Raw genomic sequence first — 19,571 nt, 5'->3', positions numbered from 1 at the left:
TAGATAATGGCTCGTGATTATTATGACGTCCTTGGCGTCGACAAAAATGCATCCCAAGATGAAATTAAGAAAGCCTTTCGTAAGAAAGCACGTCAATACCATCCAGATGTAAATCGAGACAATCCAGAAGAGGCAGAAAAGAACTTTAAAGAAGTGAATGAAGCCTATGAAGTATTGTCTGATGACACTAAAAAAGCACAATATGACCAATACGGTCATGATGCCTTTACTGCTGGCGGAGGAAACTCCGCTGGTGGATTTAATGGTGGCTTCGGTGGCGGTGGCTTTGGTGGATTTGGCGGTGGTGGCGGATTTGAAGATATTTTTGGTAATATCTTTGACATGTTCGGCGGCGGTGGTGGCCGAGGTCAACGTGGTCCAGAGCGCGGTGCCGATTTACGCCAAGATGTACGCATTTCATTCCGAGATGCTGTGTTTGGCACGACAATGAAAGTTAATGTACAACGCCATGAAGAGTGTGATCATTGTCATGGTACAGGTGGTGAGCCTGGTTCTAAAGTAGAAACATGTCCAAACTGTCATGGTTCCGGACAAGAGGCTGTTATTCAAAATACACCATTTGGTCGTATGCAAACGGTTCGCACATGTTCTCGATGTGGTGGACAAGGTAAAATTGTTGAAAAACCTTGTAAAGTATGTCGTGGACAAGGACAAGCTATTAAACGCCGTGATATTGAAATCAAAATACCAGCTGGTGTCGATGATGGTGCACGTCTTCGTGTATCCGGAGAAGGGGAGCCTGGTACATTAGGTGGCCCTAAGGGCGATTTATATGTGTATATCTCTGTGTCTCGTGATAAAGAATTTGAACGTAGTGGCAACGATGTTGTATTACGTCAAACTATCTCTTTCTCACAAGCTGCACTAGGTGCTACTATACAAGTTCCTACTTTAGAAGGTAAAGTAGAATTAAAAATCCCTGAAGGTACACAAACTGGTACTGCTTTCAGAATTAAAGGACAAGGTGTTCCGTATTTACGTCAACCAAGCCAACGTGGTGATCAACACGTAGTTGTCACTGTGGAAACACCTAAAAAATTGACAGATAAACAACGTCAATTATTAGTTGAGTTTGCTGCAGAAAACAAAGAAGATGTAAATACTTTGAAAGTGAACAAAAGCATATTAGAAAATTTAAGTGATAAGGTGAAACAGTTATTTTGCCAAGATTAAACCTTGGTAAGTAAGGAGTCATCTATGAAATGGATAGAAATATCCATTACTGTAGAAGTGGCAGTCATTGATGAAATGGCTGCCATTTTTAATGATATAGAGAGTAATGGATATATAGAAGAAACAATAGAAAATAACCCCAACTTAAGCCGTGTGACCATCTATTTAGGCGTAGACAAAGATGAGGAGCAGTGGAAACAGATCATAGAAACAGCATTACAAGTTGCTAATATTTCCTATAGTGATATGGTAAGTAAAACTGTAGACGATGAGCAATGGTATCATAGTTGGCAACAATATATTATGCCTACGAGATTGTTACCAGACTTGGTGATTTGTCCCGCTTGGCAAAGCTATGATACCTCTACAGATCCACTCGCTACAGAACAAGATGTGGTAATGACCATGGATACAAAGCTTTCTTTTGGCACAGGAGACCATGAAACTACTAGAAACTGCGCCACTTTATTAGGCAAATATATACACCGTATTCCCACAGATTTGAGCCAACAGGTTTGCCTAGATATTGGTACTGGTACAGGTATTTTATTACTAGCAGCCCATCATTTAGGGATACCTAACCTAGTGGGCATCGACCTAGAAGAAGAGGCAGCTATACAGGCCAAGGAAAACTGTGAAAATAATGGTATTGAGGCAACCATCATTCATGGCAATTTAAGCGATGACTTTCACGGTAAAGCTCATCTTATACTAGCGAATTTAACAGTAGATCCTCTAAAAATTTTATTGCCTATGATTAGGGAAAAATTGCACGATAATGGTATACTAATAATAAGTGGTATTGTGGACGATCGGTATGATGAAATTATGCCGTATATTACTAACCACTGGACTATTATGGAAGAAATGGTAGAGGGCCCTTGGCATACCTTTGCCTTGGCATAAGATAGGAAGTATATGAAAAAAATATTTATTGATGGCATTATAGATGAAAGTATTCAGTTACCTGCAGATACAGCACATCACCTCTTTCATGTATTGCGCCATTCTAAAGAGGAACCTTTTATTGTGAGCAATCATGAAGGGCATACAGGTGAATTTGTGCTAATATCTGAGGAATCAGACATATATATGGCGAAACGATTACGTACCATTGACGTGTCTACATCAGCTACGAAAGTAGTGTTAATTCAATCCTTTTTGAAAGGCGATAAGTTCGAGTTTTTATTGCAAAAGGCTACGGAATTAAATGTTCATCATATCTACGGTGTATCTTCGGTCCATTGTGTAGCTAAATATGATGCTAAAAAATTAAACGCCAAAAAAAGTAGATGGGAAAAAATTATCATAGAGGCTAGCCAACAATGTGGACGTCCCGATGTACCTACATTAACAGTGGAACAGTCACTTTCAGAGGTACTGCAAACCTTACAATCTGATGAGGGAGTTCTCTTGTTAGGTGCCTACGAACGAGAAGATGACAAGACAATCAAAGATATTTTACAAACACAGTTACATACTAATTCATACCATACCATAGCCATTTGCATTGGTCCTGAAGGTGGTTATAGTCCTACTGAAATGGACCTATTGGAATCCTGTGGAGGCCATAAGGTTAGCCTAGGCTCCACTATATTACGAGCTGAAACAGCGGCATTAAGTGCTGTGAGTATGATTCAATATGAATTACTAGATTAGGAGTCTCATGAAGACAGTAGCATTTACTACATTAGGGTGTCGTGTCAATCAATATGATACTGATGCCATGAAAGGTTTATTTATAAAAGCAGGATATACACCTGTTGGCTTCGATGAAGAAGCCTCTATTTATGTGATTAATACTTGTTCTGTAACGAACATGGGTGAGAAAAAATCACGCCAATTAATTCGACAAGCAAAACGCCGTAACCCAGAAGCGTTCATCGTGGTAACAGGATGTTATGCTCAATTGGCGCCAGAAGTGATTTCTGCTATCGATGGGGTCAACCTTGTCATCGGTACGGCAAATCGAAATAAAATTGTAGAATTAGTAGAAAATATTCCATCTACAGAAGAACAGATTTCCATCGTTCGTAATGTGATGGAAGAGTCTACCTTTGAAGAAATGCCTTTATTTGGCAATGAAATCGAAAAATGTCGGGCTTTCATGAAGATACAAGAAGGATGTAATAATTTCTGCTCCTTCTGTATCATTCCTTATACACGAGGAAAATTAAAGTCTAGAAAAATTGAAGACATTGTGGAAGAAGCAAAACGTCTTGTTGCCTATGGATATAAAGAAGTAGTACTCACAGGGATACATCTCGGTAACTATGGTATTGAACTACCTGAGCAACCAACCTTAGGCCGTGTTGTGCGTGAATTATTGACCATTGATGGCTTAGAACGCATTCGCTTTGGTTCTATTGAATCTGTAGAAGTATCGGAAGAATTAATCGAGTTAATGGCAACGAACCCTCGTGTATGCCCTAATTTACATCTTCCTTTACAAGCTGGTTCAGATCCTGTGTTGAAAGCTATGAACCGTCACTATAATTTGCAACAATACAAAGATTTAGTGAAGTATTTGCGTAGTCGGATCCCGAACTTATCTATTACAACAGATATTATCGCTGGATTCCCAGGTGAAACAGACGAATTATTTGAGGAAACCATGCGTACAGTGAAAGAAGTTGGTTTTACGCACATCCACGCTTTCCCATATTCCATTCGAGAAGGCACGCCAGCTGCTAAGATGGAAGACCAAGTGCCAGAAGCCGTGAAAAAAACACGGGTAGCTTTGTTAAATCAACTTGGCAAGGAAGGTTTTAAAGCCTATGCCAACCGTTTCCTTAACCAACCAGTGAAGGTTCTCATCGAACAAAGCGATGACTTTTACTATTATGGACTAACTAATGAATATGTTCATAGTAAAATACCTAAACAAGAGTACCAATTCAATGTAGGAGATATTGTAAGCGGTACAGTGACAGAAGTACATAGTGATGTGGTGCTAGTGGAGATTTAGAGTTAATTTTTTACGAGGTTCATCATCTAATGGATAGAATTTTTTGAAGATATTTAATGGTGAATTGATTGTATTTTAAGAAATAAATAATAGACTATATAGAATATTTTTGATATAGTTAATATCATAGTATGTAAGTATCATACAGTAGATTAGAAAGGGGACTCCCATGAAAGAAGATTGCCTATTTTGTAAAATTATTAATAAAGAAATTCCGGCTAATGTTGTATTAGAAAATGATAAATTCTTAGCATTCCATGATATTGCTCCTGTAGCACCAGTTCATGTCTTAATCATTCCTAAAAACCATGTATCTAATATTGCTCATTTAAACGAAAACAATGAAGCCTATGTGGAAGGTATCTTGCCATTTGCTAAATTGGTAGCAAAAGAATTAGGTCTTGCCGCTGATGGATATCGCTTAACATTAAATACTGGCGCCAAAGCAGGTCAAACTGTATTCCATTTACATGCTCATTTATTAGGCGGTAAAGAATTAGGTTGGCCAAATATCGACTAATCTAGGAGGCAACAGAGTGTCAATCAATCAAACTATAATGAATCAATATAATGTGGATAATATTCTACATTACTTTCAAGAAATTGCTAATATCCCTAGAAAATCTGGGCATGAACAAGCTATTTCCAATTATATTAAAGACTGGGCTCTAAACTTAGGCTTAGATGTGTTCCAAGATGAACAGTACAATCTAATCATTAAAAAAGCAGGCACAGCAGGCTATGAGTCTCATGATCCGGTAATACTGCAAGGTCATATGGACATGGTTTGCACGAAACTAGAGTCTGTGGAGCATGACTTTATTAACAGACCTATTGCTTTGCATGTAGAGGATGGTATCTTACATGCCAATGGAACTACGTTAGGGGCAGATGATGGCTTTGCAGTAGCCTATGGCATGGCTATTTTAGCATCTACAATGATTCCACATCCTCCGTTAGAGGTAGTATTCACTGTAGAAGAAGAAACTACTTTCAAAGGTGTGAAAACCCTTGATTATAGCCATTTAAGTGGGAAACGTCTCATCAATATGGATGGAGAGTCTATGAATGAAGTGACCATCGGCAGTGCTGGCGGCCATGGATCTACGGTGACATTACCGATTGTTCCCGTATCTGTGAATAATGAAATGACAAAGCGCAGAATTACCATTGAAGGTTTGAAAGGTGGTCACTCTGGTTGTGATATCCATTTAGGGCGAGGTAATGCTATTTACATTCTGTCTAAGGTATTAGAACGAATCACAGGGGAACATAACATTCGTGTCACAGAAGTAAGCGGTGGCAGTGCGCCTAATGCGATTCCATTGCGTGCCTATGCGGATGTGTATCTACATTTACAAGATGTACCATATGTGCAAGTTCTCTTACAAGAAGAGCAAGACAAGTGGAATGCATACTATGCATCAGCTGGTGAAAATATGACAATATCTTTATCTGTTGTCCCTAAAGTAGATCGTGAAGATTTAGTGGAATTAGATTTAGAAGCCATCACCATGGAACGTGCTTTTAGTAGTGACACTGTACAAAAGCTGTGTGCCCTTATTCAAGGCATTGAACAAGGCGTATTACAGCATGCTCCTGAAAACCCTAATGAAGTTTGGTTCTCTAATAATATTGGTATTTTAGGTATGGCAGATTGTGCTATATACCTTAAAATGCAAGTACGCAGTACAGATACGAAGAATCTAGAAACTCATTACAAAGGGTTAGCGCAATTGGCAGAAACTCATGGTGCTACGACGACACTTGAAAGCCCTTATCCAGGCTGGCTACCAACATTTAATAGTTCATTACAACAAGCCTATCAAAAGGCATATGAATCTGTGACAGGCGCTAAAGACTTACAGTTCAATGTGATCCATGCAGGTCTTGAAGTTGGCTACATGTTAGATAATTTACAAGGACCTGTAGATGCGATTAATATTGGGCCAAATATTCATGACTTACATGCACCTACAGAACGTATGGAATTAGAAAGTTTTGTTACTACTTGGAATGTATTGAAAGAGTTCTTAAAAACCTTATAAACAACATATTTGCCATTTGTTTTGGCCTATGATATAATTACTTCCGATAACGATATATTATCGGAAGTAATTTTTTAGTTTAAAATAGCTATATAGGTACTAACAGCTCTATATAGCACATTTGAGGCCTTTATGAGTCAATCTAATACACACTTCTATTTACGTAATTATAAAGAGATCATGAACAACTCTAAGCTGAGTGACAAGGCTAAGACTAGTATTCTATTATCTAAGGCAGAAAATACAGTAGATGCCTACGAATCTGATTGGATGGATTTTGTGGATTGGTGTCAACATAAACAGGAATCCTTTTTTCCTAGTTCACCAGAAATTATTGTCAATTATATTAATGATTTAGCTGATTACGCTAAAGCTAATACCATATCACGTCGTATCAGCGCTTTATCAGAAAATTTTAATGCTTCTGGTATTGAAAGTAACCCTTGTAGCGCTCCTATCGTTAAACAAGCTATGCGAGGTATACGTCGGTCCTTAGGTACTTACCAACAAGGTAAAACACCTGTACTACTAGATGATCTTATGGATATCATAGACTATATGGAAACTGCCGATATAGCACCTATACAAAAGCTACGTGATAAAGCTATTTTGTTATTAGGTTTTATGGGAGCCTTTCGACGTAGCGAATTATCGGCATTAACTGTAGAATCTTTAAAGTTTTTGCCACAGGGGTTAGAAATATTCGTATCTAATTCCAAAGCTGACCAAGAAGGCCAAGGTGCCATTGTAGCAATACCTTATATAGATAATGAAGCATTATGCGCCGTAAGAGCCGTAAAAGCATGGTTACGTTTTGTTCCTATTACAACAGGTCCTATTTTTCGGGGATTTAAAAAAAGTATGAGCGTACGCAAAACAGCAATCAGTGATAAAAGTATTGCAGAGATTGTAAAATACTATATGGCAGCCATTGGTGAAGATCCATCCTTATACGGGGCTCATAGTTTACGTCATGGTTTTGCTACTACAGCAGCTCATTATGGCGTAGAAGAACGTAATATCATGAAACAAACACGACACCATAGTGTCAATATGGTTCGACGCTATATTAATGAAGCCAATAAATTCGTGGATAACCCTATTTCGTCTATATTCAATCGTAACTAGAACCAATATATATCATAAGGTTATACGATATATACTAGAACTCTATAAAAAAGTAAACCATATTAATTCTTACATATACTAAACATACTATTTTTTGTTCCAAAATATAATAATAAGTATAAAAAAGACTGCATATCCCTATGATTTTGACATAAGATATGCAGTCTTTTATTCTATCATTCAATATGTTTCTTTGCCTAATATTTCGAACATATATATAGTATTGGTTAGTTATTTGCCCAAGCAGTTATAAAACCGAACATATTTCTTTCTCTTAACGTAGGAACTTTTAATGTTTCACCAGGGCGTAATGTTTTTCGATTTTCTAAGTGATTTAAATCTTCTACTGTTTCAATAAAATCACGAATATCAATGTCTTCTGTATCGGCTAATACTTTTTTAGAAATAGTCCATAAACTATCACCAGCATTAACTTGTACTGTTTGTATATTTTTTGTATCTAACTCCATGGTAGTTTTAGATATAATAGAATTCCCTACAAAAATCATTACTACAATTGCTAACATAGATACTAGTTGTTTCATATATATAACCTCTCTCATACTTTAATCGAACATAAAATATAGTACATCTGTTTGTTTATAGTCATATTGTAGCACACACACAAATGTTCGGTCAAGTATAATTTCTCGAACGCATATTTGACAATTATAACTATTGATTTTATAATAGAATTATATTACAAGTACGAATAATCGATTAGAATGTGAGGTTTTTCCTTTGAGACGTCCCGCTACTGATATAAATAGCAAACAACAAAGAATTTTAGATTTTATTATTGAAAGCTTACAACAACGCTATCGTTGTCCAAGTGTTCGTGAAATTGGTGATCATGTAGGATTGAGCTCTACTTCTACCGTACAAAGTCACCTAAATACACTGGAAAAATTTGGATATATTACTAGAGATGCAAATAAAAATAGATCTATTACAGTTGTAAATATGCCTGAAGTTCCCCAGTTAGAGGTCGACCAAGAAACTAATGAGGTTACATCAAGTGCAGAATTTAACTTTTTAGAAGCCGGTTTACGTCGTGTTCCACTAATTGGTACTGTACAAGCCGGGCTTCCTGTAACGGCTATTGAAAATCGAGAAGACGAATTTGTATTGCCTACTGCTCTACTTGGCAGTTCCGAATGTTTCTTATTACGAGTTCGTGGCGAATCCATGCGTGATATAGGCATGTATGAAGGCGATTTATTGATAGTTAGAAATCAATCTACTGCTAATAATGGTGATATTGTTGTTGCTCGCATAGATGATGAAGCAACTGTAAAACGCTTTTACAAAGAATCTGATCATATTCGTTTAATGCCTGAAAATGAGGATTTTGAACCTATCATTACACGAAATTGCGTTATTGAAGGACGAGTAATTGGCCTTATTCGAGATCATATTTAATGCATTTAAATACTATAGATATTATAATAAATCAAAAACAAAAAAAGCAGTCCCACTAAATAGGGACTGCTTTTTTTCGTATTACTAGTTAATCATGTGGTTTTACATAATCTTTTGGCAATACTACTTCATACTCTTTACCTGTTGCAATAGTATCAACCATGCATTGTAAACCTTGAATTACAACTTCTTTTGACATACTAGGTTGTCCAGGCTTAGTGACTACCTGTGATGGTAAATATGGAATGTGTACAAAACCACAGCGAATGCCTTTGTCATGTACTTCATGAGCTACACCATAAAAGATGTGATTACATACAAAAGTACCGGCTGTATTTGAAATACTAGCTGGAATCCCTGCATGTTGTAATCCACTTACCATATGTTTAATAGGTAATGTAGCAAAATAGGCTGGATTACCACCTTCTACAATAATCTCATCTTTTGGTTGATTTCCTTTATTATCAGGAATGCGAAAATCATCTACATTGATAGCAACACGTTCTACAGTAATATCTGGTCGTCCGCCAGCTTGCCCTACTAGTAGTATTGCTTCAGGGTTATATTCTTGAATGGCTTCACGAACAGTATTAACACTATCATAACGCACAGTAGGAATCATTTTAGTGACTACTGTATATCCATTACTTTCATATCCATTTAGCTCTTTTACTGCTTCCCAAGCAGGGTTAATAGGCTCGCCTCCAAATGGGTCAAATCCTGTAACTAATATTGTTTTCATGGTATGGCTCCTCTATTTACGAAATTACTAAATAATACATAATTAAAATATTGACTACTAATAATGCCATAGCAACTGGCCATTGTGCTTTAATAACACCATATTGATCTTTCATTTCTAATAATGCAGTAGGAACAATATTAAAGTTTGCCGCCATTGGTGTTACTAATGTACCACAATATCCTGCTAACATGGCAATAGGTCCAATATAGGCAGGATTTGCCCCATGCATTTGAATTAGCATAGGAATCCCAATACCTGTAGTCATCATAGCGAAAGCAGCAAAAGCGTTACCCATAACAATGGTAAAAATAGCCATGCCTAAACAATATGTTGCTACTACTGCAAATATATTGTCAACAGGAATAATACTAGAAATACCTGATGCAATAACTTGTCCTACACCAGCAAGCCCAAATACGTATCCCAATGCAGCTAATAATTGAGATAAGATCGCAGTCCAACCAATGGCATCAATTAAACGTCGGCCTTCATTAAAACCTTGATGAATAGATACGCGCGTCAATCCAAATGCTAATAATAACGCTACGATTGCTGCAATGCCTAACCCTACTAAAGCACCTAATTTAGTAAAGATACCAATGATAAATGTGACAACACCAACTAATAAAGCTGGTACAAATATAGCATTACCAATCCGTTTAGATTCAGACTGTTTCATCTCCATAGAAGATTCGTTATAGGTACCTTTACCTAACTGTTTTGTAGCTACAATAACAGCTAAGGCGATAACCATCCATCCATTAATTTCATCCGGGATATATTTACCAAAAATAAAACTTATGCCGTAGATTAGCCAAAATAATCCTGTCCCAAATCGCTTAGAATTAGTTGTATCCATAAAAGATAATACTGAAACGATAATTAAAATAATACCTGTTAAAATATATATTAATTCCAATGCAGGTAAGCCAAATAATTCCATTATTGTACCTCCTATTAATGCGCAGAATGTTTCGCTAATAAAGCTTTCACTCTATTATCGAATAAAATATATCGAATCGTTGCAAAAATATAGGCAACAATAGCAGTAGGAATAGAATATATCACCATATCCCCTAACTCTACTGGTATACCAGCTTGGTCCATAACACCTTTAATTAATAGAAGTCCACCTGCAGCAATAAACATATTTTGTCCAAAAAAGTTACCAATATTATCAGAAGATGCTGCCATAGCACGTATTTCATCTAATACTTCTTGAGGTGCTTCTTTACCATGTAAAGCAGCTGCTTCTGCCATAGGAGCAATTAAAGGTCGTACAAACGCAGGCATACCCGCCAATGTAATTCCTAAAGCAACTGTAATTTGACGGATCAACATATAGAGCATACAAATACGGCCTGCTGTTGCCGCATTGATTTTACCTATTAAATATTCTGCACGTTCACGCAATCCATGACGCTCCATAATACCTACTACAGGTAAAATTAATATAAATAAGGACATGTAACGGTTTGTTACGAAAGCTTTACCAATGGCTGCAATCGTATCACGTACACCAATGCCTCCAGCTAAGCCTGTGATAATGCCTGCTACCAAGATAACTAAGAGTGCATTAAATCGAAAGGCTAAGCCTAAAATCATCACTACAATACCAGATAATACTAGCATAAATATCCTCCTTCCATAGGAATACAACATATCTTTATTATATGTTATTTTAAAAATAATACAACCTACAAATTAATATACTTATACAAATTTATACATATAATACCATATTAAAAATATCATAGAACTTATTATAATTATGTACAATATATTTGTAAAAAAGATAGTAGATAACATTGCATCTACTATCTTTAACTTACTTCATATATGGTTGTATTGCCAAATTGATAATATCTGCTTCTTCAGGCGATGGGTTACATAAAGGTAGTAATAATGGACCTGTCGCAAACCCAAGTTGTTTCATCGCATATTTTACAGGAATAGGATTTGTAGTAATAAACATAGCCTTCAAGATAGGAACTAGAGAGAGCTCAATATCTCTCGCCTCTTTGATATTCCCATTCTTAAACAAGGTTATCATTCGTTGCATTTCATCCCCAACGATATGAGAGGATACAGAAACAACACCTTCACCTCCATGTTGGATTACATTTAACGTCAAGGCATCATCACCAGAATAAATCATAAAATCTTTGGAAGGAATCAATTCCCGAATTTGTTGCGTAATCTGTATATCCCCAGAGGCTTCTTTTATAGAAACAATAGTTGGACAAGATTCGACTAATCGTGCCACTGTCTTAGGTTCAATACGACCACCTGTACGGCCAGGTACATTATATAACATAACTGGAAGATCTGTATTATTTGCAATCTCTTTAAAATGCAAATAACATCCCTCTTGATTTGGTTTATTATAGTATGGAACGACTGCCATGACTGCATCTACGCCTGTATGAGTAGCGGCACGAGTTAAAGCAACTGATTTTTTTGTAGAATTACTTCCTGTATTAGCAATAATAGTAGCTCTATGACCATACTCTTTAGCAATCAACGTAAAAAGTTCTAATTTATCTCTGTCCTCAATATTAGGACCTTCACCTGTAGTACCGCATACGATGAGTCCATCGGAACCATGATCTAATAAATAACCTGCTATACACAGTGCTTCATTAAAGTTCACATGTCCATCGTCAGTAAAAGGAGTGATCATTGCTGTTAAGACATTACCAAATGTTGTCATCACTGCACCCCCAATGTAAATAATTAAAAAGATTGATGTTCTACTAAATATTCAGCAATTTGCAATGCATTTAAGGCAGCACCCTTACGGATTTGATCTCCCACAATCCAGAAATTCATGCCTTTATCATTAAATAGATCTTTACGAATTCGACCAATTTCACAATCATTTTGATTAGATGTGTATAAAGGCATAGGATACTCTTGTGCTTGTGGATTATCATTAACACGTAATCCAGGGAATGCATGACATGCCGCTTTAAAATCTTCAACAGATACTGGAGATTCCGTTTCCACAAGTACAGATTCAGAATGAGAACGATATACTGGTACACGAACTGTAGTCGGTACAACAGCAATTGTATCATCATGAAGAATCTTTTGTGTTTCCAATACCATCTTCATCTCCTCTTTGGAGTAGTCATTATCTAGGAATACATCGATTTGAGGAATTAAATTGAATGCGATTGGATAATGCTTATCCATAGAACCTGTAGGTAGTAAATTAGCTTTCATTTCTTCGCCAGCTACATGCTGCGCAACTTGGGAATCAAGTTCTTCGATACCTTCTTTACCAGCACCAGATACTGCTTGATAAGTACTTACAATGACACGCTTAATAGGAGATAAGTCATGCAACGGTTTCAAACCTAATGCCATGATGATAGTAGAACAATTTGGATTGGCAATGATGCCTTTATGTGTATCAATATCTTCTGGGTTAACTTCTGGCACTACTAAAGGTACCTCTGGATCCATACGGAATGCACTGGAGTTATCAATTACAATGGCACCACGCTTTGCTGCTTCTGGTGCTAATGTTTTAGAAATAGATCCACCAGCAAATAGGGCGATATCTACACCATCAAATGATTCTGGTTTGGCTTCTTCCACAACATAGTCTGTACCATTCACAGTCAATACTGTTCCTGCAGAACGAGAAGAGGCTAATAATTTTAGGCTTTCATAAGGAAAGTTACGTTCTTCTATCAAAGTGATAAATTCTTGGCCTACTGCTCCAGTAGCACCTAATATAGCAAGATGAGGTTTTTTCATATATATCTCCTAACATTAATCATATAATTACTAAGTATTATACTATTTAAGCATAGGTTTAGCAAGAATTATATAGAATATAGAATTGTGACTTAGACTAGCCTTTTTCTATCAACATACATGAAATAATTCATAATACTATCTATCATAAGCCAATCATATATATGTCTCTATAGTTCTAACTTTTATAAATAATGTTCTAATCCGTATGTTAATCCTGGATAATTTTTAATTTTTTTACATGCCAGTACAACACCTGGCATAAAAGATAAGCGACTTAATGAATCATGACGGATTATTAATGTTTCATCATAGCCACCAAAAATAACTTCTTGATGTGCTACATAACCTGGTAATCGTACGCTATGTATAGTCACATCATCAACTTTTGCACCACGAGCACCAGGTAAACTTTCACGTGTTAAATCTTCGGAAGACTTTACATTTGCTTTCGTTTTAGCATCATTGATTAATTTTGCTGTTAACACTGCTGTACCAGAAGGTGCATCATATTTATGGTTATGATGTAATTCGATAATCTCTACATCTGGAAAATAAGGTGCCAATTCAGCCGCTGTTTTCATCATCATAACAGCACCTAGTGAAAAGTTAGGAGCTACCAAACAATTTGCAGCTTTAGCTTTACCAATACTATCAAGTTCTGCTCTCTGTTCAGCACTTAGGCCAGTTGTACCAATCACAACATGAATACCTTGGGATAACATTGTTTTGGCATTTTCAAAGATGATTGCTGGTGTAGTAAAATCTACGATCACATCCGGTTTTGTTGCGTCAATACCTTCTTGTAAAGAAGAATACAGTTTGATATGTAAAGGTTGAGATCCTATAAATTCACTAACATCTTTACCACCATGTGTAGGATCTACTCCACCAACTAATGTTAACTCTACATCATTATGAACAGCCTTTAGGACTTCACGTCCCATTTTTCCTGCTGCTCCATTCACTAAAACACGCATATTATTCTCCTATATCATTGTTCATCTTGAAAATATGTAATCATTTCTCTAGCTGTTTGCAGTGCTGTCTCTGAGAAAGATTGACCTGACATCATATTTGCTATTTGCATAACATGTTCTTCTTCTGAAAGTATAGATACTTTAGAAATAGTACGCCCCTCTTGCTCTTCTTTTTGAAGATGATAATGTTGTTTTGCAACACTAGCCGTTTGTGGCAAATGAGTAATACAGAACACTTGATTATCTGTACTCAACTGTAAGATTTGTTTTGCTACTTGTAATGCCACATCACCACTAATGCCTACATCAATTTCATCAAATACTAATGTTTTATTCGTAGCCATATTGAAGACTGACTTAAATGCCAGTGCTATACGAGCTAATTCCCCCCCAGAGGCTACTTTGTGAAGAGGTAACAAAGCTTCTCCTGTATTGGCAGAAAATAATAATTCAATACGACTAGCACCCAGCGGTGTTAATGTATCAGTTCCTTCTATAGCGAACTCTAGCTTTGCTTTTTCCATTCCTAATTTAGCTAGGCTTGTTTGCAAAGCATCCGTTATTTCTTTGTGATTATTTTTACGCACTGTAGTCAATGCATGCAATGATTCTATGGCCGCTTTCTCTAAAGTTTCTAGATTCTGTACAAGGGATGATTCCTCATCTTGGTAAGATTCTAGTTCTTCTAAACGCAATTGAGCCTTCTCTTCATAGCTAAGAATCTCTTCTATACTTTCTCCATATTTACGTTTCAAGTTATAAATTAATGTATCACGCTCTTGAAGATAGAAGTAACGTTCTTCATCATAATTGATGGAGTCTCGATAGCGGTCCAAAGCTTGGCCTGCCTCTTCTAATTGATAGTAAGCAGAACGCAATAATTCTGCAATGCCCTCCATATCTTTATCATATTTAGTTAAATCAGATACTTCACTCATAACTGTATTCAATCCATCTATGATAGGATTTCTGCCACCATAGATCCCATCATAACAACTAGAAATTGTAGATTGTAAATGCTCAAAGTTATCTAATCGTTCCAGTTCTTCGGATACAGAAATATCTTCATTGATTTGTAATTGGGCTTCTTCAATTTCATCAATTTGAAAGCGTAACATATCTAATTCCCTAGCTCGTTGAGCAGAGTCGTTTCTCAGCTTTTCTAAGGTTCGTTTCGCAGAAGCATATGCCTCATAATCCTTTACGTAAGAATCATAGGTTGTTACAGCTTCCCTATTGTAAGAGTCTAAATATACATGATGCGTATCAGGCAACAACAATTGTTGATTATTATATTGTCCGTGAATATCTGCCAAATATATGCCGATTTCCCGCAAAGCCTTTAATGGAATGACTTGATCATTCGCCAAAATGATAGACTTCCCATTTCGATTGAAGGTACGTGATAAAATCAACAGATCATCTTCTAATACTATATTTTTAGAAGCTAATACATCTTGCAGTTGTGTATCATCCGAGATATCAAAGACACCTTCAATTAAAAAGGATTCTTTTTCATGGCGTATAAAATCACTACTAGCACGCTCTCCTAATAAGATAGAAAAGGCATCCATTAGGATGGATTTACCCGACCCTGTTTCACCAGTAAAAATAGTGATCCCTTTTTTAAACTCCAAGTGCATGTGCTCAATGAGGGCAAAATTCTTAATCCCCATCCGCAATAACATATTAATCCCTCATCAATTCTTGAATACGCTCTAGTACCAATTCAACACTTTCAACGGATCTACATAATAATAAAATAGTATCATCGCCGGCAATCGTTCCTAACAATTCTTGCCATTTAGCATGGTCAATAGCAAAGGCAACAGATTGTGCAGATCCAGGTAATGTATGTAAAATAATTTGATTTAGCGCGTGATCGATTCTTAAAATAGAATCTTGGAACAATCGATTGATACGTGTTCTAGATAGCATAATGTTCTCTTCTGGTGACAATGCATAACGATAGTGCCCATCCCCTGTAGGAACTTTAATTAACATAAGTTCTTTAATATCACGAGATACAGTAGCTTGTGTTACAGTAATGCCTTCTTCAACTAATGCTTGTGCTAATTCTTCTTGTGTTTCAATAGCTTTTGTTTGAATAATCTCTTTAATCTTGTTATAGCGATATCGTTTCATCATTTCCTCCGACGAATAATATATAAAATAGGCGGATTATGTTTTTGATTAATGGGATGCCAAGTACTACAGTGATATACTGTTTGATCAATACTTGATAAGTAATTTTCTACGGCTTTTGATTCCCTGAATCCTCGTTCTGTTCCTGGATATGCCACTATAGTGCATAATCCATGTACTGAAAGCTTCTGTAATCCAATGGCAATAGCTCGTATTGTTGTATCCTCATGAGTCATAATGGAATGATTTCCATTTGGTAAGTAGCCTAAATTAGCTACTATAAGGTCAATATTAGAAATAGGATAGGTCTCTAAGATTATATCATGAGACCCCTGTAATACACATACTTGGTGATATGTTTCAGGAGCCTTTTCTCGCAATCGTTCCATAGTGGATTGAATAGCCTCTTCCTGCACATCTATAGCGTATATCTTTGCCTTTGAATGACTATGCTGCAGCAAATACAAAGTATCATGACCATTACCACATGTTAAATCTACCACGATGTTAGCTTGAGGTAACACATCATCCCAAAGATGATGTTGAAACTCTACACTATGATGTAGAGGAATCATACTACCTCCTTGGAACGGGCATTTAACTTTTTAAATAAAGTAGCAAAGAATTTTTGATCTTTAAACCGTACATATTTACAATATTGCGGATGCGCCTCTACATGTAGTGAATCAGTATTGTTAAAATCATAATCAAAGGTGCCATCGATAGAGATATGCAATGACTTTTGTCTTTCTGGCATAGTAATATCTATCTTTGCGCTTTCTTTTAACACGAGAGATACGCCTTGTAATAAGTGCGGTGCAATAGGCGTTACAATAATCGAACGATTATCAGGAGCCATAATAGGACCACCAGCAGATAGATTATACCCAGTAGAACCTGTCGATGATGATACTATTAACCCATCTGCAGGATACATTTGTGTATGCCCTCCATTGATGGATAGATTGATACGAGCCATTTTACCAGGTTCTGCTCTAGACACGACAATATCATTAATAATAGGTCGTAAAATACGATCCCCTTCCGCTGTTTGCAAAGTAGCTACTAGATGTATTCTATCTTCCACATAATAGTCTCCCTTACTAATCCTAGCAATGGAGCTTTCTAAACTTTCTAGTTCAATTTGATTTAAAAAACCAAGTTCACCTAAATTAATCCCACAAATAGGAACATTGTATGGGTATATTTGACGTGCTAATTGAATAATTGTGCCATCTCCACCAAAACTGAACGCCATATCTAAGTGTTCAAAAATATCTGGTCTAGGTAATAGATGCTCCTTTTGTATTCCCAACTGACAAACATCATGATGTTCTAATTCCTTTGGCATATACACTTCTATGCCATGATCATGACAATAGGTGATTGCTTTCGATAATATATCTCGAATATTCTCTTTTTTCATATTAGGAAAGAAACCGATTCTCATAGATCCTCCTATAATTGATGGGCTTCATTGACTATTGATATAATTAAATCACTAGTCACTTCCACTGATCCTTCTGATTGTTTTGTAAAGTATCCTAAAAACTCAATATTGCCTTCCATTCCCTTAATAGGAGAATATGTTAAGCCATGTAAATACAGTCCACAGTCTAGTGCTACTTCCAATATGCGATGAAGTACTAACTCGTGAGTCGATTTTTCTCGAACGATACCACCTTTTCCAACAAGTTCTCGGCCAGCTTCAAATTGCGGTTTAATCAAAGCCACTAAAGAACCTGTATCCTTTAATAGCGTAGTGGCCACAGGCAAGACTTTATCTAACGAAATAAAAGCAACATCAATGGAAATAAAATCACTTAATTCTCCTAACTGAACAGAAGTCACAGTGCGTATATTTTGTTTTTCCATGTTGATAACACGCGAATCTTGACGCAATTTCCATGCTAATTGATTATATCCTACATCAATAGCAAATACTTTTACGGCACCATTTTGTAGTGCACAGTCTGTAAAACCACCTGTAGACGCACCTATATCAACCATCACTGCATTAGTTAAGTCAATAGGATATAGTTCTAATGCTTTTTCTAGTTTTAATCCGCCTCGACTAACGTATTTGAGGGTATTTCCCTTCACTTCTAAGGATATACCTACATCTACTTTGGTACCCGCCTTATCTAATCGTTGTGTACCTGAAAAGATAAGTCCTGCCATAATAGCTGCTTTAGCTTTTTCTCGGCTTTCAAATAAACCTCTTTGTACTAGTACTACATCAAGGCGTTCTTTTTGACTCATGCTACTCTCCTATTGTGTGCGGTCCATTAGATACTGAATTAATCCTTCCAATACAGGAGAATATTGATTAGATGCTTCTAACTCAGCTTTTGCTTTACTTGCTACTTCCGATGCTCTAGCCCTTGCTTCTTCTAAACCAAGAATAGAGACATAGGTTGCTTTATGTTGTCGTTCATCACTACCTGGTGTTTTACCTAGTTCTTCTTGTGTGCCCACAACATCTAAAATATCATCAGTAATTTGGAATAATAAACCTAAATAATCCGCGTACTGTAAATATGATGTTGCTATGTGAGAATTTGCATCCATCACAATCAAACCAATTTCAACGGCTGTACTAAATAAAGCGCCTGTTTTTCCCTTATGTAAGACAACAAGTTCTTCGAGTGGTAAACATTTTCCTTCCGATTCTAAATCGAAGGATTGTCCTCCTACCATGCCACTAGGTCCAGCTCCTTTTGCTAATGATCGTATGATTGACACCACTTGATCTGGGCGCAAGCTGGAATGATTAGACACTAACTCAAATGCATATGTTAATAGTCCGTCACCAGCCAATACAGCCATACCATCTCCGTAGACGCGGTGATTCGTTGGCTTTCCGCGACGAAAATCATCATTATCCATAGCTGGAAGATCATCATGGATTAACGAATAGGTGTGTATCAATTCTATGGCACAAATCACATCTTTGTAGGACTCCCACGTTCCTCCCAGAGCTTCTATAACAGCCTTTGTTATAATGGGTCTAATTCGTTTACCTCCCATTAGTAGGCTGTATTTCATGCTTTCATATAGACGTGCATATTCTCTATTAGGTGATTCTAATAAAGTAGATAAATATGCTTCTATCTCTGCTTTACTAGCTTGTAAGTATTCTTTTAACATCGTATCCTCGTCATTTTGATAGG

General features: G+C 36.6%; 21 protein-coding genes. 8 read left to right on the top strand and 13 right to left on the bottom strand.

Translation table 11 applies throughout. The features are described 5' to 3' along the window. The first annotated feature begins 6 nt into the window (after positions 1 to 6). The 7 genes from dnaJ to EO122_RS02635 all read left to right on the top strand — a co-directional run bounded on the left by dnaJ (position 7) and on the right by EO122_RS02635 (position 7,338). Positions 7 to 1,194 (top strand): molecular chaperone DnaJ, encoded by a 1,188-nt coding sequence (gene dnaJ, locus EO122_RS02665; protein WP_127009262.1) that lies wholly within the window; start codon positions 7 to 9, stop codon positions 1,192 to 1,194. A 24-nt stretch (positions 1,195 to 1,218) separates the two neighbouring features. After that, positions 1,219 to 2,100, top strand: a complete 882-nt coding sequence (locus EO122_RS02660; protein WP_127009261.1) for a 50S ribosomal protein L11 methyltransferase — start codon at positions 1,219 to 1,221, stop codon at positions 2,098 to 2,100. 12 nt (positions 2,101 to 2,112) lie between these two features. Further along, on the top strand, positions 2,113 to 2,853 hold the full coding sequence (locus tag EO122_RS02655) for a 16S rRNA (uracil(1498)-N(3))-methyltransferase (protein ID WP_127009260.1): 741 nt from the start codon (positions 2,113 to 2,115) through the stop codon (positions 2,851 to 2,853). Positions 2,854 to 2,860: 7 nt separating this feature from the next. After that, entirely contained in the window at positions 2,861 to 4,162 is a 1,302-nt protein-coding gene (gene mtaB, locus EO122_RS02650; RefSeq protein ID WP_127009259.1) for a tRNA (N(6)-L-threonylcarbamoyladenosine(37)-C(2))-methylthiotransferase MtaB, read from the top strand. Between the two features lie 169 nt (positions 4,163 to 4,331). Further along, positions 4,332 to 4,682, top strand: a complete 351-nt coding sequence (locus tag EO122_RS02645; protein ID WP_127009258.1) for a histidine triad nucleotide-binding protein — start codon at positions 4,332 to 4,334, stop codon at positions 4,680 to 4,682. Between the two features lie 16 nt (positions 4,683 to 4,698). Continuing rightward, a complete protein-coding gene (pepD, locus tag EO122_RS02640) occupies positions 4,699 to 6,210 on the top strand; it encodes a beta-Ala-His dipeptidase (protein WP_127009257.1) in 1,512 nt (503 codons plus the stop codon). A 132-nt stretch (positions 6,211 to 6,342) separates the two neighbouring features. Next, positions 6,343 to 7,338, top strand: a complete 996-nt coding sequence (locus EO122_RS02635; RefSeq protein ID WP_127009256.1) for a site-specific integrase — start codon at positions 6,343 to 6,345, stop codon at positions 7,336 to 7,338. A gap of 227 nt (positions 7,339 to 7,565) precedes the next feature. Here EO122_RS02635 and EO122_RS02630 read toward each other — a convergent pair whose 3' ends face one another. Then, positions 7,566 to 7,883: a LysM peptidoglycan-binding domain-containing protein gene (locus tag EO122_RS02630; protein WP_164725933.1), complete on the bottom strand. Its 318-nt coding sequence runs from the start codon at positions 7,881 to 7,883 to the stop codon at positions 7,566 to 7,568. Positions 7,884 to 8,079: 196 nt separating this feature from the next. On the opposite strand from EO122_RS02630, the gene lexA reads away from it, so the two are divergent. Next, the gene (gene lexA, locus EO122_RS02625; RefSeq protein ID WP_126937232.1) at positions 8,080 to 8,760 is read left to right on the top strand and encodes a transcriptional repressor LexA; all 681 of its coding nucleotides are present in this window, start codon (positions 8,080 to 8,082) and stop codon (positions 8,758 to 8,760) included. Between the two features lie 88 nt (positions 8,761 to 8,848). Here lexA and pcp read toward each other — a convergent pair whose 3' ends face one another. The 12 genes from pcp to EO122_RS02565 form a co-directional block, all read right to left on the bottom strand. Then, positions 8,849 to 9,502, bottom strand: coding sequence for a pyroglutamyl-peptidase I (pcp, locus tag EO122_RS02620; protein WP_127009254.1), 654 nt, complete (start codon positions 9,500 to 9,502; stop codon positions 8,849 to 8,851). 16 nt (positions 9,503 to 9,518) lie between these two features. Continuing rightward, positions 9,519 to 10,448, bottom strand: coding sequence for a DUF979 domain-containing protein (locus tag EO122_RS02615; RefSeq protein ID WP_127009253.1), 930 nt, complete (start codon positions 10,446 to 10,448; stop codon positions 9,519 to 9,521). A 14-nt stretch (positions 10,449 to 10,462) separates the two neighbouring features. Beyond that, positions 10,463 to 11,137 (bottom strand): DUF969 domain-containing protein, encoded by a 675-nt coding sequence (locus tag EO122_RS02610; protein ID WP_127009252.1) that lies wholly within the window; start codon positions 11,135 to 11,137, stop codon positions 10,463 to 10,465. Positions 11,138 to 11,333: 196 nt separating this feature from the next. Continuing rightward, positions 11,334 to 12,218, bottom strand: a complete 885-nt coding sequence (dapA, locus tag EO122_RS02605; protein ID WP_127009251.1) for a 4-hydroxy-tetrahydrodipicolinate synthase — start codon at positions 12,216 to 12,218, stop codon at positions 11,334 to 11,336. A 23-nt stretch (positions 12,219 to 12,241) separates the two neighbouring features. Then, complete coding sequence (locus EO122_RS02600; RefSeq protein ID WP_127009250.1) at positions 12,242 to 13,273, bottom strand: aspartate-semialdehyde dehydrogenase; 1,032 nt, start codon at positions 13,271 to 13,273, stop codon at positions 12,242 to 12,244. Between the two features lie 185 nt (positions 13,274 to 13,458). After that, entirely contained in the window at positions 13,459 to 14,253 is a 795-nt protein-coding gene (dapB, locus tag EO122_RS02595; RefSeq protein ID WP_127009249.1) for a 4-hydroxy-tetrahydrodipicolinate reductase, read from the bottom strand. A gap of 14 nt (positions 14,254 to 14,267) precedes the next feature. Then, on the bottom strand, positions 14,268 to 15,941 hold the full coding sequence (gene recN, locus EO122_RS02590) for a DNA repair protein RecN (protein WP_127009248.1): 1,674 nt from the start codon (positions 15,939 to 15,941) through the stop codon (positions 14,268 to 14,270). 1 nt (position 15,942) lies between these two features. Beyond that, positions 15,943 to 16,398 (bottom strand): arginine repressor, encoded by a 456-nt coding sequence (gene argR / locus EO122_RS02585; protein ID WP_127009309.1) that lies wholly within the window; start codon positions 16,396 to 16,398, stop codon positions 15,943 to 15,945. Further along, a complete protein-coding gene (locus EO122_RS02580; RefSeq protein ID WP_127009247.1) occupies positions 16,398 to 16,973 on the bottom strand; it encodes a class I SAM-dependent methyltransferase in 576 nt (191 codons plus the stop codon). Before EO122_RS02580 ends, argR begins: the two co-directional genes overlap by 1 nt. Then, positions 16,970 to 17,848 carry an NAD(+)/NADH kinase gene (locus EO122_RS02575; RefSeq protein WP_127009246.1) on the bottom strand — a complete coding sequence of 293 codons (879 nt, stop codon included), beginning with the start codon at positions 17,846 to 17,848 and terminating at the stop codon, positions 16,970 to 16,972. The genes EO122_RS02580 and EO122_RS02575 overlap by 4 nt, the downstream gene beginning before the upstream one ends. An 8-nt stretch (positions 17,849 to 17,856) precedes the next feature. Further along, the gene (locus tag EO122_RS02570; protein WP_127009245.1) at positions 17,857 to 18,660 is read right to left on the bottom strand and encodes a TlyA family RNA methyltransferase; all 804 of its coding nucleotides are present in this window, start codon (positions 18,658 to 18,660) and stop codon (positions 17,857 to 17,859) included. A gap of 9 nt (positions 18,661 to 18,669) precedes the next feature. After that, a complete protein-coding gene (locus EO122_RS02565; protein WP_127009244.1) occupies positions 18,670 to 19,548 on the bottom strand; it encodes a polyprenyl synthetase family protein in 879 nt (292 codons plus the stop codon). Positions 19,549 to 19,571: the final 23 nt, after the last annotated feature.

The organism is Veillonella sp. CHU110 (genome assembly GCF_003992255.1).
Taxonomy (GTDB): domain Bacteria; phylum Bacillota; class Negativicutes; order Veillonellales; family Veillonellaceae; genus F0422.
This window is presented reverse-complemented; position numbering and strand designations above follow the sequence as displayed.

Excerpts from the sequence above, each read along its gene's own strand:
- dnaJ (WP_127009262.1), top strand. The coding sequence starts at position 7 with ATGGCTCGTGATTATTATGACGTCCTTGGCGTCGACAAAAATGCATCC.
- EO122_RS02660 (WP_127009261.1), top strand. The coding sequence starts at position 1,219 with ATGAAATGGATAGAAATATCCATTACTGTAGAAGTGGCAGTCATTGAT.
- EO122_RS02655 (WP_127009260.1), top strand. The coding sequence starts at position 2,113 with ATGAAAAAAATATTTATTGATGGCATTATAGATGAAAGTATTCAGTTA.
- mtaB (WP_127009259.1), top strand. The coding sequence starts at position 2,861 with ATGAAGACAGTAGCATTTACTACATTAGGGTGTCGTGTCAATCAATAT.
- EO122_RS02645 (WP_127009258.1), top strand. The coding sequence starts at position 4,332 with ATGAAAGAAGATTGCCTATTTTGTAAAATTATTAATAAAGAAATTCCG.
- EO122_RS02635 (WP_127009256.1), top strand. The coding sequence starts at position 6,343 with ATGAGTCAATCTAATACACACTTCTATTTACGTAATTATAAAGAGATC.
- EO122_RS02630 (WP_164725933.1), bottom strand. The coding sequence starts at position 7,883 with ATGAAACAACTAGTATCTATGTTAGCAATTGTAGTAATGATTTTTGTA.
- pcp (WP_127009254.1), bottom strand. The coding sequence starts at position 9,502 with ATGAAAACAATATTAGTTACAGGATTTGACCCATTTGGAGGCGAGCCT.
- EO122_RS02615 (WP_127009253.1), bottom strand. The coding sequence starts at position 10,448 with ATGGAATTATTTGGCTTACCTGCATTGGAATTAATATATATTTTAACA.
- EO122_RS02610 (WP_127009252.1), bottom strand. The coding sequence starts at position 11,137 with ATGCTAGTATTATCTGGTATTGTAGTGATGATTTTAGGCTTAGCCTTT.
- dapA (WP_127009251.1), bottom strand. The coding sequence starts at position 12,218 with ATGACAACATTTGGTAATGTCTTAACAGCAATGATCACTCCTTTTACT.
- EO122_RS02600 (WP_127009250.1), bottom strand. The coding sequence starts at position 13,273 with ATGAAAAAACCTCATCTTGCTATATTAGGTGCTACTGGAGCAGTAGGC.
- dapB (WP_127009249.1), bottom strand. The coding sequence starts at position 14,253 with ATGCGTGTTTTAGTGAATGGAGCAGCAGGAAAAATGGGACGTGAAGTC.
- recN (WP_127009248.1), bottom strand. The coding sequence starts at position 15,941 with ATGTTATTGCGGATGGGGATTAAGAATTTTGCCCTCATTGAGCACATG.
- argR (WP_127009309.1), bottom strand. The coding sequence starts at position 16,398 with ATGAAACGATATCGCTATAACAAGATTAAAGAGATTATTCAAACAAAA.
- EO122_RS02580 (WP_127009247.1), bottom strand. The coding sequence starts at position 16,973 with ATGATTCCTCTACATCATAGTGTAGAGTTTCAACATCATCTTTGGGAT.
- EO122_RS02575 (WP_127009246.1), bottom strand. The coding sequence starts at position 17,848 with ATGAGAATCGGTTTCTTTCCTAATATGAAAAAAGAGAATATTCGAGAT.
- EO122_RS02570 (WP_127009245.1), bottom strand. The coding sequence starts at position 18,660 with ATGAGTCAAAAAGAACGCCTTGATGTAGTACTAGTACAAAGAGGTTTA.
- EO122_RS02565 (WP_127009244.1), bottom strand. The coding sequence starts at position 19,548 with ATGTTAAAAGAATACTTACAAGCTAGTAAAGCAGAGATAGAAGCATAT.